Genomic DNA, 14,650 nt, shown 5'->3' with positions numbered 1-14,650 from the left:
CGCAGTGCATCAGAATCGGTGTCAAATAGCGCTTCCAACTTTCACATATATTGGCGGAGCAAAAAATGGCGGACAAACAAGACGCATATCTGGTACTTGCCCGCAAATACCGCCCGGAAAACTTCTCGACCTTTATCGGCCAAGACGCGATGCTGCAAACGCTTAAAAACGCGTTTAGTTCCAACCGTATTGCCCATGCATTTATGCTCACAGGTGTACGGGGCGTTGGCAAAACAACAACTGCCCGAATTTTGGCCCGTGCCCTTAATTTTGAAGATGATAGTGGCCCACATCCATCACTTGATCTTGAAGTTGACGGCAAACACTGCCGCGCGATTATTGAAAGCCGTCATGTAGATGTTATCGAAATGGATGCGGCATCGCATACTGGTATTGATGATATCCGTGAGATCATCGACAGTGTGCGCTATGGCCCGGTTTCAGCGCCCTACAAAGTCTTCATCATCGATGAGGTGCACATGCTCTCAAAGGCAGCGTTCAACGGCCTGTTGAAAACGCTTGAAGAGCCGCCCCCATATGTGAAGTTTATTTTTGCGACGACTGAAATCCGCAAAGTGCCAATTACCATCTTGTCGCGCTGTCAACGGTTTGATTTGCGCCGCTATGATCCGGAGACTTTGCAAACCTATCTCGGCAGCATTTTGGAAAAAGAAGGCATTACCTTCGAACCAGAAGCCTTGCAGTTGGTGATCAGAGCCGGGGAAGGGTCCGCACGCGACAACCTTTCGTTGCTTGATCAAGCGATCGCCCATTCTGGCGGCGACATTAAAGCTGACACTGTCCGCCAAATGCTCGGTCTCGCAGATCGCTCGCTCACGCTTGATTTGTTTGAAACGCTTATGAAGGGTGACGCCGCCGGTGCGCTTGAGCAATTGCGCCATCAATATGATGCAGGCGCGGATGCCGCAACTGTTGTAACTGACTTGGCCGCAACCACCCATTTGGTGACCCGCTTAAAAGTTGTGCCGGCAGCGGAAAAAGACCCCGTTTTGACGCCAGATGAGAAGTCTCGCGGCAAGGAAATGGCACAAAAGCTCAACATTCGAGTTTTGTCGCGCACTTGGCAAATTCTTAATAAGGGCATTGCCGAAATCAACAATGCTCATGATGCTATTCAAGCGGCTGAAATGGTCTTGATCCGCCTAGCCTATGCTGCGGATTTGCCAACGCCGGACGAGTTGATCAAAAAGCTTGGCGACGCGCCTCAAGGGGCAGGCGCATCTGCGCCAAATGCTCCCGCTGGGCGGCCAACGGGCGGCGGCGGTGGCATGCAGCAAGCGGCAGGTGGCGGCGCGCGCATGCAGGCGGTCAGCATCAACCATGCACCTCAAGCATCTCCCGTTCAAAAGCCAACCATGTCGCTCAACAGTTTCGCTGAAATCGTGGCGCTTTGTGGTGAAAAACGTGAGCTGGTGCTTAAACACGCTTTGGAAGCAAATGTGAGCCCCATATCAGTGGCGGACGGGCGCATTGAAATCGCGTTGACCCCCGAAGCGGATCAATCGGTTGCATCCCAGCTTTCGCAAAAGCTAAAAGAATGGACAAACCGCCCCTGGCTTGTGACCGTATCCAAGCAAAAGGCAAATGATACCATCCGCCAACAGCGCGACCGTGAAGCGCAGGAAAAACTCGACAAGGCGATGCAGGATCCTTCGGTGAAGGCAATTCTGGCTGCATTCCCGGGCGCGCGCTTGGTCAATGAAAAGTCGCTAATTGATGATGAGCCGGTGGCCGAAGAATGGCTTGATGACGGCGATGTAGACGAAGGATTGGAAGAATGAAAGACATTATGGGCATGATGAAGAAAGCTCAGGAAATGCAAGCCAAAGTTGGCGAGATGCAGGCCGAGCTGGAAGCAACTGAAGTTCAAGGTAGCGCGGGCGCAGGCATGGTTGTTGTCACTCTGACAGGCAAGGGCGATATGCGCGGTGTTAAGATTGATCCTTCTCTGCTCAAAGCTGAGGAAGCAGAGATTTTGGAAGATCTGCTAATCGCTGCTCACACAGATGCGCGTGCAAAAGCCGAAGAAATCAGCCAATCGAAAATGCAAGAAATGACCGCCGGCCTGCCTATTCCGCCGGGCATGAAATTGCCGTTTTAGGTCTCTAAGCTCAAAACTATGAACAACCAAAATGGCGGCCCAGAGATTGAACAATTGATCCAGCTCCTTGCCCGATTGCCGGGCTTGGGGCCGCGTTCGGCTCGGCGCGCTGTTTTGCATTTGATCAAGAAAAAAGACACTTTGATGGCGCCGCTCGCTTCCGCTTTGGATCGGGCAGTGGACAGTGTTTTGACCTGCGCCCAATGTGGTAATGTCGACACAAAATCGCCGTGCAACATCTGTCTTGATCCGCGACGTATCGAAACCGGTTTGCTGATCGTTGTGGAAGACGTGGCTGATCTTTGGGCACTGGAGCGGGCGGGTACCACCAAGGCACTTTACCATGTTTTAGGTGGCACATTGTCACCATTGGATGGTGTTGGCCCTGAAGACCTCAATATTTCAACCCTTGTTGCCCGGGTCGAACAGGGCGACGTCAAAGAAGTGGTATTGGCCGTCAACGCTACCGTTGACGGGCAAACAACCGCTCACTATGTGACTGATCGTCTTGAAGGTCTAAATGTCAAAATCACCCGATTGGCCCATGGCGTACCTGTTGGGGGCGAACTTGACTATTTGGACGAGGGCACACTCACGCAGGCTTTGGCTGCCCGCACAGATTTTTAGAACCAGTTCGCCACGAACAACCAAATGGCCACACCCCCCAAAAGACTACCAAAGACCCAGTTCATCATGCGCATGTTTTGGCCCGACCTAAAACGCGCGCCGACCTTGTCGCTGGCGATAATCCAAACGATAAACGCCACCAAATTGTGGATTGTGAATGCTGTCGCAATCACAAAACTTGCGAAAATAGCCTGGTCGGGAATGAGCTTGCTTGGCGGAAACTGGGTGAACAAGAGTGCAATGATCACATAAGCTTTAGGGTTGAATAGCAGTAACAAAAACCCATCGATGAAACTGGCCGCATGATCAACCTGTGGGGCGTCACAAATGTCTGAAGTGGCAAGTTTCCAGGCCAAATACAAAACATATATGGCCCCAAGCGAAGCTAGGAATTTGGTCAGGCCGACATTGTTGCCCGTGCTCAATTCAAACCCCAATCCCACAGCCATCGTTACGCTAAGCGTAGCCACATGGTAGCCAACCAACGCCGGCACAGTGGCTTTCGTTCCAAATCGTGCGGCCAAAGCTGCAAAGAACAGATTGCCCGGGCCTGGTGAAAAAGCCAGAGGTATAAGGAACAAAACAAGTGGCAACAGAAAAGTCATAAAAACTCCAAACAGAAAACCAAATTAGAAGAATTTGTCTGGGCTGACGAACCGAATTTGACGTTGTGGCATGATGCATGTGCTAAGCTTCAAAGAAACATGTTGGGTAAGTGAATTAATGGGAACTTGGTTTGAAGCTACTGAAACCGTGAACACCACATTGGACGGTGTGGAGGAGAAGGCAAAAGACCTCGGGCACTATTTTCAATCTGTTGTTGGTTTCATGCCCGGCATTTCGAGTGCTGTTTTGCTTGAGGCAGAAGCAACGAGGGTCAAAATACAGACAAATGAAGGTATCATGATCCGCTCAAACATCACGCAGCACAAAACGCCAAGTGAGTTCACCGTCGATTTCGATGAGGCTTATCAAGCAGGCTCGCTGATGATGACGCAATCCCGCCACACGAATATATTTTCGTCGACCACCAATGGCGTCACGCACAATCTGATCATCAGCAATGTATCAGCGAACGGTATTCTGGGGTGGCTCTATCGTACGTTTGGCGCAAGCAATATTGGCAAAGCAATTCTGGCAGCCACCAAAACCCACTTAGAAAGTTGACTATTGTGGGGGCAGTGCTTCTGGCGCGCTGTCCTCAAATTCCATCTGTTCAATTCGTTCGCTACGCTTGGTGACTTTGCCAGTAGAAATGAGAATTTGCTCAACATCTTTGTTGGCTTGCTGAAAATGTGTCTGCAATTTTAAAACGCGGTCAGACAATCGCCCAACATCGCTCAGCAAGTTGGAAACCTCTTGTTGGATGATATGCGCCTGTTCACGCATTTTCACGTCGCGCAACAATGCCTGCACCACTTGAATTGAAAGCATCAAAAGGGATGGCGAAACAATCACCACACGCTGGCGCAGCGCTTTTTGCACAATGTCTTCAAACCGCTCGTGAATGTCCGCAAAAATTGCTTCTGACGGCACAAACAAGAAGGCCGTGTCATGTGTTTCGCCGGGGATGAAATATTTGTCTGAAATGGCTTTGACGTGGATATTCATGTCATTTCGAAATGCGGCCACTGCCAATTTGGTTTGCTCTGGGGTTTCTGCTGCGTGTAGGCGCTGCCAGGCCTCCAGTGGAAACTTTGCATCGATCACCAAATTCGGCGCATCATTGGGCAGCGTCACCAAACAATCAGGGCGGTTGTTGTTTGAAAGTGTCGCTTGAAAGTTAAAGCTTGCCGCCGGCAGACCATCAGCAACAATTGCTTCCATGCGCCCTTGTCCAAATGCGCCACGACTTTGCTTGTTGGCCAAAATATCGCGCAGCGAAACAACTTCGGTTGAAAGCTCAGCGATGGTGGTTTGAGCTCGGTCGATTACAGCCAAACGTTCATTGAGCTTTGAAAGGCTTTCTTCGGTTTTCACCCGCGTTTCATTGACCGATTGGTTGGTGCGATGGCTCGCCCCTTCAATCCGCTCTGTGAGAAGCCGTGCCAAATCGGATGTGCGTGAACCAAAAATCTCTGACATGGTGCCCATACGCCCTGTCATTTCCGATTGTATGCGCATCAGGTCCGCCATGTGGCGTTCCATTTCGGCATTGCGCTGCGCCAAAGCAATGGCATCGTCTTGGCGTTTGCGGTTTGCGCGCGAAATCGCAACAATGCCAAAAACAGACAGCACCAAAAGTGCGATCAAAAAGATCAACACCGTTTCCGTGCCAGAGAAATTGCGCCCAAAGGCGGAAAAGAGAGTTTGTTCCATTTCCCAATTCTATCTGATTCGCGCCGATTGCCTTCTCATTTCAGAGCTGGAAAACTGGTCAAAACTTCTTATATATAGAGCAGGTAGATAGGCGCAAAATGAAAGCTTTTCTTGACCAGCAAAGCCCTTTCATCCTATCGACACGTTAAATTGAACCAAAGGCGATCTCAAATATGGCTATCCGGCCCATTCTTCATATTCCTTCCCCTTGCTTGCGCGAAGTGGCTGCACCAGTTGTTGAGATCAATGATGAGATCAAAATTCTCATCAAAGACATGCTCGACACCATGTATGATGCGCCCGGCGTTGGCCTTGCTGCGCCACAAATCGGTGTTATGCACCGCGTTATTGTGATGGACTCAGCAGGCGAAGAAGAAGAGCCAGCGCCCTTGGCTATGATCAACCCAAAAATCATTTGGTTGTCAGAAGAGCTTCGCATTCATCAAGAAGGCTGCCTCTCCATCCCAGAATATTATGAGGATGTAGAGCGTCCAGACCAGTGCAAAGTGACGTTTTTGGACAAAGAAGGTAAAAGCCACGAACGTACATGCGATGGGCTGTTGTCAACGATTGTTCAGCACGAAGTCGACCATTTGGATGGCAAATTGTTCATTGATTACCTGTCGCGTCTCAAACGTGAGCGGGTCACGAAAAAATTCAAGAAATTGGCCAAAAGGGCGGCAGAATAAATTATGCGCGTCATCTTTATGGGCACACCAGAAATTGCTGTGCCAACCCTTAGCGAAATTATTGGCCGTGGGCATGATGTGGTTGCCGTTTATTCGCAACCACCACGTCCGGCGGGTCGGGGCAAGAAAGAACGCAAATCGCCCGTGCATGAACTGGCTGAAGGTTTCGGACTTGAAGTGCGCACCCCGCTAAACTTTAAAGATGAAGCCGATATTGCAGCCTTTGAAGCGCTGGATGCGGACGTAGCCGTTGTTGTGGCCTATGGCTTGCTGTTGCCTAAACGTATTTTGGACGCACCGGAAAAAGGCTGTTTGAATTTGCACGGCTCTTTGCTACCCCGATGGCGCGGTGCAGCGCCTATTCAGCGTGCAATCATGGCCGGCGATACCCAAACGGGCCTGATGGTCATGCAAATGGACGAAGGTCTTGATACGGGCGATGTGGGTCTAATCGATGAAATCCCAATCTCCGAAAATATGACTGCTGGTGAACTGCACGACCAAATGATGATCCGTGGTGCGGATTTGATGGGGCGTGCGCTACCTGCGCTTGAACGGGATAGCCTGCATTTTGTTCCCCAAGCTGCAGAGGGCGTCACCTACGCCAAAAAAATCGACAAGGCCGAAGCCCGGATCGATTGGTGCCAACCAGCTATAGACATCCACAACAAGGTGCGTGGGCTTTCGCCTTTCCCCGGCGCATGGTTTGAAATTGAATTAAACGGCAAACCTACCCGCATCAAAGTGATCAAATCATCACTGGCACAGGGCCAAGGCGCTGCCGGCACAGTTGTCGATGATATGTTGACCATTGCCACAGGTGAGGGCGCCATTGCGCTGACCCATGTTCAACGCGAGGGCAAGAGTGTGATGGATGCACAAACATTTATCCGCGGCACTGGTTCGCTCAAAGGTAAAGTGCTCAGCTAATGCCTCGCTATAAGCTCACCATTGAATATGACGGCACACCTTATACGGGGTGGCAAAGCCAGCTTGAAGGCAACGCCGTGCAAAATCATGTTGAGGATGCGATCGAGCGCTTTTGTGGTCAAAGAATTGCCACCCAGGCAGCTGGTCGCACCGACGCGGGTGTGCATGCACTGGGTCAGGTTATCCATCTTGATTTAGAAAAAGACGTCGATGCATTCAAAGTTGCCGAAGCGATAAACTTTCACCTAAAGCCAAAACCCATTGTGGTTGTTGCATGGGAAAAAGTTGATGATAGCTTTGAGGCGCGTTTTTCAGCGAAAGCTCGCCATTACGAATATCAAATTCTCAATCGGCGCGTGCGCCCCGCGCTTGATCACATGCGTGTTTGGAAAGTGCTGCCCCCTTTAGATGAAAAGAAGATGCACGAAGCTGCGCAGCTGGTTTTGGGCAAACATGATTTTACGACTTTTCGCGCCAGCCTATGCCAAGCCAAATCGCCGATACGTACATTGGATCGGTTAGATGTTACCCGCGAAGGCGAAACAATCTTTATCAATGTGTCCGCGCTCAGCTTTTTGCACAATCAAGTGCGCTCGCTTGTTGGCTCACTCAAAATGGTGGGTGAAGGCAAATGGTCGCCCACTGACTTTCGCAAAGCGCTGGATGCTGCCGATAGAAAAGCGTGTGGCCCAGTTGCGCCTGCGCACGGCCTATACCTAACGCAAGTCGATTATTAGGCACTAGCCAATAATACGAAAGCCAAGGCCCGGAATAATCCCGCCAAGGAACATCAACACCACCAAACAGCCAAGCATGGCAAGCAATTGCGCACCGATCATCAATGCAAGATCAGGACCGCGAATATCGAGCAGAAATGCAGCCGCACGCACATAAAATACTGCTGTTGCGATGGTGATAATGAGACTGCCGATCAAGCCGGGCAGAACAAACGTCAAGAGCAATGCAATAATCAGAAAGAAGAAATTCGACCAATTGTGTGCGGCGATGTAACTGGCGATATCAAACGGCTTTCCCTTGGTGCGTAGAAACAAATAGACCCCGTAAAACCCAGCAATATTGATCGCCAGAAGGTGAAATAGCACCAAGAGCGGCATGGGTGCAATCACGTCCGCAGGCAAGGGCAACTGCAACATGGCTTGCGCGCCAAGCGCCACCAGAACGGAAATCGTAGACGTTGCCACGCCGGACCAACTGCCATCAAGTTGATTGGCCATCGCCCGGTTTCCCGCCAATATGCCCCAACATCCGCGGGCTGCGGCGATGATTTCTTCAATGAGGCTATTGGAATTCACAAAAATTACCTTTGTTTGGCGAAGCTAGCTAGAAAATGGGCATAAACGGACTGAAGTTCAAGCACCATTTGTGTCGGCACCCGTTCATCCACCTGATGCATGGTCTTGCCCACAAGTCCAAATTCGGCAACTGGGCAATAATCCGCGATAAAGCGCGCGTCAGATGTGCCGCCACCGGTGGAGCGCTTTGGCACTTGTCCCGCAACAGTTTCAACACTTTGGACCAGCAAATCAACATGTTCAGACCCGTGCGAAACGAATGAGCGCGAAACGGGTTGCTTGATGTTGAGTTCAACATCGCATCCATTTGCAGGCACTTTGAGGATTTGCTGGGACAGCCAATAGCCTAGTTTATCGGCATCCCAAATATCATTAAAACGAATATTGCCCTTAAGCGAGCCCTTTGCAGGGATCACATTGGTGGCAACGTTTCCCACATCTATGGATGTGATTTCCAAATTAGTCGGTTGGAAGTTCTCATTGCCCTCATCCAGTTTAGCGTAGGACAAATGATGAGCAATACCAGCCAATGTTGGCAATGGATTGCGCGCCTTGTCTGGATAAGCCACGTGCCCCTGTTCGCCCTCAACGGTAACCGTGAAGCCAAGCGATCCTCGTCGACCAATTTTTACTGTGTCACCAAAGGTGTCTGCGCTAGAGGGTTCACCAACAAGGCCAAAATCAAATGTGTGCCCTTGCTCAGTTGCCCATATTAGCGCTTTCACTGTGCCATTGACCGCGTCTGCTTCTTCGTCGCCGGTGATCAGCAGCGAGATGGTGCAATTTTCCGCTTCCCCGCTTTCAATAAACGCGGGCAAGGCAGCACAAAAAGCAGCAACCCCGCTTTTCATGTCCACCGCACCGCGACCCCACATCACGCCATTGTCGTCCACATCAGCGGAAAAAGGATCATGCGACCACGCATCAGCATCGCCCACAGGCACAACATCGGTGTGACCGGCAAACAAAAGGTGTGCTCCCTTTGTGCCGCGCGTGGCAAACAGGTTCTCAACGCGATAACTGCCGTCGCCTTCAAAAGGAATGCGGGTGCACTCAAAACCAAGCGGTTCCAAAAATCGCACAAGCACATCCAGTGCCCCATCATCTGCCGGGGTCACAGAATTGCAGCGGATCAAGTCCCGCAATAAATCAAGGGCGACGGCCATAATTTAGTCTCGCAACAAATCGTTGATTGATGTCTTTGAACGTGTCTTTTCGTCCACTTGCTTCACGATGACCGCGCAATAAAGGCTTGGCCCCGGTGTGCCATCTGGCAAAGGTTTGCCCGGCATTGAACCAGAAACAACCACAGAGTATGGCGGCACTTCGCCCATATGGATTTCCCCAGTATGGCGGTTAACGATTTTTGTCGATTGGCCAATGAAAACACCCATAGAAATCACAGAACCTTTGCCCACACGAACGCCTTCAACAATCTCTGAACGCGCCCCGATGAAGCAATCATCTTCAATAATCACCGGATCAGCTTGCAATGGCTCCAAAACGCCACCAATGCCCACACCGCCTGACAGGTGCACATTAGCGCCAATTTGTGCGCACGATCCAACAGCGGCCCATGTGTCGACCATTGTGTTTTCACCCACATAGGCACCAAGGTTCACAAATGATGGCATCAACACAGCGCCAGGCGCAATATGCGCCGAGTGGCGAACAATTGAGCCCGGAACGGCGCGAAAACCTGCATCGCGAAAACGGTTTTCGCTCCAGCCCGCAAATTTAGACGGCACCTTGTCCCACCAGTGTGCCCCACCAGGGCCGCCGGGAATGGCTTCCATATCATTCAGTCGGAACGACAATAAAACAGCTTTTTTGGCCCATTGGTTAACGGTCCATTCGCCATTTGCATCTTGTTCGGCGACGCGCAATTTGCCATCGTCCATCAGCGCAAGCGCTTCGTTTACAGCATCGCGCACAGCGCCTTGCGTGTTCAAATTTACATTTTCGCGATCATCGAACGCTGCATCAATGGTCTGGGCCAAGTCGGCAAATGACATATTTCTAAGCTCTCCATCTGATCAATATGATTTGTGGCGACATTAGCGGTGTTGCCAAGGGTGTCAACCAGCCCAATCACGAAACAATGAACAATGTGCAATCCGCCCACGAGCACCGATCGTTAATACGATTGTGAGTACAATAGTTGGTAATAGAAATTTGGAGATATATATGTCTAAGCGCCGTCACACCTCGTTACGCACCTCGCAAGAAGATATCAGCGTCACAAGGCGTGTCCCCAGGACGCCACAGACCGAATCTGCTGCGTACAAATTGGCGTTTTCTGACGAAGAATTCATGACGTCTGAAGACACGCGCGCCATCCGTCTGCAGCTCGAAATCCTCAAGCCAGAATTATGGCTCCGTGAGCGCGGCATCAATTCAACTGTAGTTTTGTTTGGTGGTGCGCGTTTGCCAGCACCCGGTGCTGAAGCTTGGGCGGCTAAAAACGATGTCCAAAAAGCTAATTTGGAAAAGAACTCCAAATACTACAACGAAGCCCGCAAATTCGCGCGTTTGGCATCTCTGACCTCAGAAACCATGGATCATAAGGAATATGTTGTGGTCACCGGCGGCGGTCCGGGAGTAATGGAAGCGGGTAATAAAGGGGCAAGCGAAGTCGGCGCGCCATCAATTGGCTTGAACATTGTTTTACCGCACGAACAAGCACCAAACCTTTTTGTCACCCCTGACCTTAGTTTCAATTTCCACTATTTCGCAACGCGGAAAATCCACTTTTTGCTGCGCGCCAAAGTAATCGCTGTTTTCCCTGGTGGTTTTGGCACCATGGATGAGTTTTTTGAAACACTTACGCTCATTCAAACAGGCCGTATGGAACGTGTTCCGGTGCTGCTATTTGGTTCGCATTTTTGGAATCGCGTCATCAATCTGGATGCATTGGCTGAAGAAGGCACAATCTCCCCGGACGATGTCAATCTGTTCTCGGTTGTTGATACCGCAGAAGAAGCCTGGTGCATTGTACGCGATGCCTACAATCTTCCAACGATCACCGACGAGAATTGCGATTGCGTTGTCGAGTAAACTTGCACAATGTGCATGAGGACCCGGCTTTATAGCCGGGCCTCTTGTTATTTAACGAACTTATCGACGCTGAAATGCTTCATGCTTTCCACAGTTTCAATTTCCGACATCATTGCTTGAAATTCTGGGATCATCATCACTTGTTGTGCTGCGGCTTGCGCGTCCTCTAGGCTTTCCCATTCCACAAGATCGCAAAAATGATTTTGATCATCTGTGTTGATCAAAGCGCGATAATTGACAAACCCTTTGAAGTTTTTTGCGTGTTCCATTGCATCGCGGCGCAGTTTTGTTGCCTTTTCAAGATCCTTCACCTTGAAGCTGACTAACTCAAAAATCGTGCTCATATTCATATCCTTCCATTGTTGATAAAAGAGGAATAACATGACCCTGTTGCCACCCTTGTGGCCACAATGATTTAGGGATTAAAAAGATGCGCCCCGCCGAGAGACTGTTTCGGATAATTAGAATTCTGCGAACGGCCAACGGCGCGCTGACAGCGAGCCAAATTGCGCAAAAACTGGAGGTGTCTAAGCGCTCGATTTATCGGGATATGGCACATCTGATCGGATCTGGAGCACCGATCGATTCAGAGCCTGGTGTTGGGTTTATGCTAAGGGATGAGTTTGATCTGCCACCGCTCAGCTTCACCTTTGAACAGCTAGAAGCACTCGCTTTAGGCGCCAAAACACTGGCCCTGATTGCAGACGATGATTTGTCAGCTGCCGCAAAAGAAGCGCTGGAGAAAATCCGTGATGCGGTGCCCGAAAGACACAAAGCAAAGCTTGACGCGCCTCATCTCATGGTTGTGCCGCCAAAAGGCATTGAAATGCCCACAAAAACCCTGCGTCGATTACGCAGGGCGATTGATGAAAACCAAGTGCTCCAGATTAACTATCGTGCATTGGATGGCGGACAGACATGCCGGGAGGTTTATCCATTGGCCCTCACAAATTTCGGGCCAAAATGGCTTTTGACCGCTTGGTGCACGGTGCGCAAAGACTTTCGCGATTTTAGGGTTGATCGGATTGACCAACTCTCAGACTTGCGCCGCAAATTTGTGCCAACAAATGGGCAACAACTTAGCGATTATTTAAAGCGATATAGTGCTTAGCGCTGGCCGAATGCTTGCAAAAATTGCGCAATGTCATTGGTCACATGATGTACGTGTTCGTGGTCATCTTTCCGCTCTAGTTCAAAGTCTTCTAAACTGTCGTCCTCAAAATCGTCGCCCGGAATAACATGTACCGTGCGCATACCGATTTCGTGGGCGGTGAGTAGATTTTTTTCCATATCTTCAAACATGGCGGCAGTTTTTGGGTCCACATTGTGTTCACTCATGAACTTTTCATATGGGCGACGGAAAGGTTTTGGCTCAAAATCTGCTTCCACAATGCCAAAAATGCCGTCAAATATATCTTTGCCGCCAAGTCGATCAATGACCGCTTCAGCGTGGCCAACATCAGCATTGGTGAAAATGAGCTTTTGGCCCGGTAGCGCTTTAATGGCTGCAATTAGCTCTGGAGCGGGCTGCACGGGCGTATAGTCAATGTTATGGACCTTGGACAAAAAGTGATGCGGATCCACCTCGCGTGTGGCCATCAAACCGCGCAAGGTGGTGCCGTGGTCGCGGTAGAATTCTTTTTGCAACTTGCGCGCGGGCACTGGGTCGAGCCCAGTGATGTCCGCAACATATGCGGTGATCAAAACATCAATCTGATCAAATAATCTACAGGTACGCGGATAGAGCGTATTATCAAGATCAAAGACCCAATGGCGCACATCAGTAAGAGGCATCGTCGTCATCCTCAATTTCACCAGGCAGGTGAATCAATGTGCCCGCACCATGTTCAGTAAACAACTCAAGCAAGACCGCATGCTTGGTTTTGCCGTTGACAATCACCACGCCTTGCACGCCGCTTTCAAGCGCATGAATTGCAGTTTCAAGTTTGGGGATCATGCCCCCTTTGGCAACACCATCGTCGATCAACTGCTGCGCAACTGTGGTGTTCATGTCTGGAATGAGTTCGCCATCACCATCCATCACCCCCTCGACGTCCGTAAGCAACAAAAACCGTTTAGCATCCATTGCAGATGCAATGGCGCCTGCAAAAGTGTCAGCATTAATATTGAACGTGTCACCGTTTTTACCCGCGGCGATCGGTGCGATAACCGGAATGATCTCCTCGCCAATTAGGCGATGTAAAATTTCGGGGTTAACTTCGTCCGGCTCACCAACAAATCCAAGATCAATGATCCGTTCTATGTTGCTGTCAGGGTCCATTTTGGTGCGTTTTAGCTTTTTCGCTTTCACCATGCCCGCGTCTTTGCCGCAAAGGCCAATCGCGCGACCGCCTTCTTGTGTGATTGCGGTTACGATTTGTTTGTTGATGGAGCCGGCCAGCACCATCTCAACAATGTCTACGGTATTGCGGTCAGTAACACGAAGACCATCCTTGAACTCAGACGTGATATTCAGCCGATCAAGCATTTTGCCAATTTGCGGACCGCCGCCATGCACAACAATGGGCATAACGCCTGATTGGCGCAGCAACACGATGTCGCGGGCAAATGCGCGCGCAAGCTCAGGGTCGCCCATTGCGTGGCCACCATATTTCACCACCACAACACGATGATCATAGCGCAACATATAAGGCAACGCTTGAGCCAATATGGCCGCTTCTTTTGTTTTATCTGTGTTCATAGTTTTCTCAGACGCTCCACCAACATTTATCACCCTTAAACAAAATTTGCTCACTTGTCTTGCTTCGGCCGCAAAAATGTGGCCAATCTTAATTTGATCAAATTATTTGGCGCTCCAACTGGCATGAGGAATGGTGCAATAATGAAGGTTTCGGTGTTTCAAACGGGCCTAGTGGCTGAGCCCTTAAGAGGGCGGTTCGACAACTATGGCAAAATGTTTGCTGACTTAGTTGGAGACGGAGGCGGCAAGTTTACCTATGAGACCGTCAGCTTGATCGAAGACGAGCCCCTGCCAAATATTGATGATGTTGAAGCGATCATCATCACAGGTTCTTCTCTCGGTGTTTATGACAAAAAACCTTGGATGGATCCTTTGCGTGACTTCATCCGGGAAGCCTACGCAAGATCAATCCCAATGATTGGGGTTTGTTTTGGTCACCAGATTTTAGCAGATGCCCTTGGTGGGGTCGTAAAGAAGTCAGAAAAAGGCTGGGGGGTAGGGCGCCATCAATATGCCATTACCCAAAAATCCGCATATATGGCCGACGCGCCTGACCAGATGCAGTTCAACGTGATCCACCAAGATCAAGTCATTACGCCGCCATCAATCAGTAAAGTCATCGGTGGCAACGACTTCACCCCAAACGCTATGTTGGAATACGACAATGGGGCCGCGATTAGCATTCAAGCGCACCCCGAATTCGAAAATGAATATGCAAAGGCGGTCTATACATTGCGCTCGGGGGAGCTGTTTGATCCAAAAGTGGGCGAAGAAGCTGTTGCTTCTGCGCAGACCCAAAACGACAATGAGCTCATGGCTGAGTATTTTCGACGATTCTTGAATAGGTCCGACTAAATCAATAATTAATCATTCCATTCATAAAGTCTCATAG

18 protein-coding genes are annotated in these 14,650 nt (G+C 50.1%); 10 read left to right on the top strand and 8 right to left on the bottom strand.

What is annotated here, in order from left to right:
* The first annotated feature begins 65 nt into the window (after nt 1-65).
* The 3 genes from O4H47_RS05085 to recR are packed head-to-tail and all read left to right on the top strand — an operon-like array spanning nt 66 to nt 2,749.
* Nucleotides 66-1,802 (top strand): DNA polymerase III subunit gamma/tau, encoded by a 1,737-nt coding sequence (locus O4H47_RS05085; RefSeq protein WP_269392877.1) that lies wholly within the window; start codon nt 66-68, stop codon nt 1,800-1,802.
* Nucleotides 1,799-2,122: a YbaB/EbfC family nucleoid-associated protein gene (locus tag O4H47_RS05080; RefSeq protein WP_269392876.1), complete on the top strand. Its 324-nt coding sequence runs from the start codon at nt 1,799-1,801 to the stop codon at nt 2,120-2,122. The genes O4H47_RS05085 and O4H47_RS05080 overlap by 4 nt, the downstream gene beginning before the upstream one ends.
* An 18-nt stretch (nt 2,123-2,140) precedes the next feature.
* Nucleotides 2,141-2,749: a recombination mediator RecR gene (gene recR / locus O4H47_RS05075; protein ID WP_269392875.1), complete on the top strand. Its 609-nt coding sequence runs from the start codon at nt 2,141-2,143 to the stop codon at nt 2,747-2,749.
* Here recR and O4H47_RS05070 read toward each other — a convergent pair.
* Nucleotides 2,746-3,354 (bottom strand): LysE family translocator, encoded by a 609-nt coding sequence (locus O4H47_RS05070; RefSeq protein WP_269392874.1) that lies wholly within the window; start codon nt 3,352-3,354, stop codon nt 2,746-2,748. The genes recR and O4H47_RS05070 overlap by 4 nt on opposite strands.
* Before the next feature lie 118 nt (nt 3,355-3,472).
* Between O4H47_RS05070 and O4H47_RS05065 the strand changes: the two genes are divergently transcribed.
* Complete coding sequence (locus O4H47_RS05065; protein WP_269392873.1) at nt 3,473-3,916, top strand: hypothetical protein; 444 nt, start codon at nt 3,473-3,475, stop codon at nt 3,914-3,916.
* Here O4H47_RS05065 and O4H47_RS05060 read toward each other — a convergent pair whose 3' ends face one another.
* A complete protein-coding gene (locus O4H47_RS05060) occupies nt 3,917-5,068 on the bottom strand; it encodes a DNA recombination protein RmuC (RefSeq protein WP_269392872.1) in 1,152 nt (383 codons plus the stop codon). It abuts the gene before it with no gap.
* 173 nt (nt 5,069-5,241) lie between these two features.
* On the opposite strand from O4H47_RS05060, the gene def reads away from it, so the two are divergent.
* From def to truA, 3 genes are read left to right on the top strand one after another with little or no spacing between them, the layout of a single operon-like run.
* Nucleotides 5,242-5,757 (top strand): peptide deformylase, encoded by a 516-nt coding sequence (gene def / locus O4H47_RS05055; RefSeq protein WP_269392871.1) that lies wholly within the window; start codon nt 5,242-5,244, stop codon nt 5,755-5,757.
* Between the two features lie 3 nt (nt 5,758-5,760).
* On the top strand, nt 5,761-6,687 hold the full coding sequence (fmt, locus tag O4H47_RS05050) for a methionyl-tRNA formyltransferase (RefSeq protein ID WP_269392870.1): 927 nt from the start codon (nt 5,761-5,763) through the stop codon (nt 6,685-6,687).
* Nucleotides 6,687-7,424, top strand: a complete 738-nt coding sequence (gene truA / locus O4H47_RS05045; RefSeq protein ID WP_269392869.1) for a tRNA pseudouridine(38-40) synthase TruA — start codon at nt 6,687-6,689, stop codon at nt 7,422-7,424. Before fmt ends, truA begins: the two co-directional genes overlap by 1 nt.
* Nucleotides 7,425-7,427: 3 nt before the next feature.
* Here truA and O4H47_RS05040 read toward each other — a convergent pair whose 3' ends face one another.
* The 3 genes from O4H47_RS05040 to dapD are packed head-to-tail and all read right to left on the bottom strand — an operon-like array spanning nt 7,428 to nt 10,015.
* Nucleotides 7,428-8,000: a hypothetical protein gene (locus O4H47_RS05040; RefSeq protein ID WP_269392868.1), complete on the bottom strand. Its 573-nt coding sequence runs from the start codon at nt 7,998-8,000 to the stop codon at nt 7,428-7,430.
* Between the two features lie 5 nt (nt 8,001-8,005).
* Complete coding sequence (gene dapE / locus O4H47_RS05035; protein ID WP_269392866.1) at nt 8,006-9,166, bottom strand: succinyl-diaminopimelate desuccinylase; 1,161 nt, start codon at nt 9,164-9,166, stop codon at nt 8,006-8,008.
* Nucleotides 9,167-9,169: 3 nt separating this feature from the next.
* A complete protein-coding gene (dapD, locus tag O4H47_RS05030; protein ID WP_269392865.1) occupies nt 9,170-10,015 on the bottom strand; it encodes a 2,3,4,5-tetrahydropyridine-2,6-dicarboxylate N-succinyltransferase in 846 nt (281 codons plus the stop codon).
* A 172-nt stretch (nt 10,016-10,187) separates the two neighbouring features.
* Between dapD and O4H47_RS05025 the strand changes: the two genes are divergently transcribed.
* Nucleotides 10,188-11,057: an LOG family protein gene (locus tag O4H47_RS05025; RefSeq protein ID WP_269392864.1), complete on the top strand. Its 870-nt coding sequence runs from the start codon at nt 10,188-10,190 to the stop codon at nt 11,055-11,057.
* A 47-nt stretch (nt 11,058-11,104) separates the two neighbouring features.
* Here O4H47_RS05025 and O4H47_RS05020 read toward each other — a convergent pair whose 3' ends face one another.
* Nucleotides 11,105-11,401: an antibiotic biosynthesis monooxygenase family protein gene (locus O4H47_RS05020; protein ID WP_269392863.1), complete on the bottom strand. Its 297-nt coding sequence runs from the start codon at nt 11,399-11,401 to the stop codon at nt 11,105-11,107.
* A gap of 86 nt (nt 11,402-11,487) precedes the next feature.
* Here O4H47_RS05020 and O4H47_RS05015 point away from each other — a divergent pair, with 86 nt between their 5' ends.
* Nucleotides 11,488-12,168, top strand: coding sequence for a helix-turn-helix transcriptional regulator (locus O4H47_RS05015; RefSeq protein WP_269392862.1), 681 nt, complete (start codon nt 11,488-11,490; stop codon nt 12,166-12,168).
* Here O4H47_RS05015 and O4H47_RS05010 read toward each other — a convergent pair.
* Together O4H47_RS05010 and argB are read right to left on the bottom strand one after the other, a co-directional pair.
* Entirely contained in the window at nt 12,165-12,851 is a 687-nt protein-coding gene (locus tag O4H47_RS05010; RefSeq protein ID WP_269392861.1) for a pyrimidine 5'-nucleotidase, read from the bottom strand. The two genes, O4H47_RS05015 and O4H47_RS05010, sit on opposite strands and share 4 nt — an antisense overlap.
* On the bottom strand, nt 12,838-13,758 hold the full coding sequence (argB, locus tag O4H47_RS05005; protein WP_269392860.1) for an acetylglutamate kinase: 921 nt from the start codon (nt 13,756-13,758) through the stop codon (nt 12,838-12,840). Before argB ends, O4H47_RS05010 begins: the two co-directional genes overlap by 14 nt.
* A 141-nt stretch (nt 13,759-13,899) precedes the next feature.
* On the opposite strand from argB, the gene O4H47_RS05000 reads away from it, so the two are divergent.
* Entirely contained in the window at nt 13,900-14,613 is a 714-nt protein-coding gene (locus tag O4H47_RS05000; RefSeq protein ID WP_269392859.1) for a type 1 glutamine amidotransferase, read from the top strand.
* The last annotated feature ends 37 nt before the right edge of the window (nt 14,614-14,650 follow it).

This window comes from Maritalea porphyrae, from assembly GCF_027213965.1.
Classification (GTDB): domain Bacteria; phylum Pseudomonadota; class Alphaproteobacteria; order Rhizobiales; family Devosiaceae; genus Maritalea; species Maritalea porphyrae_A.
This window is presented reverse-complemented; position numbering and strand designations above follow the sequence as displayed.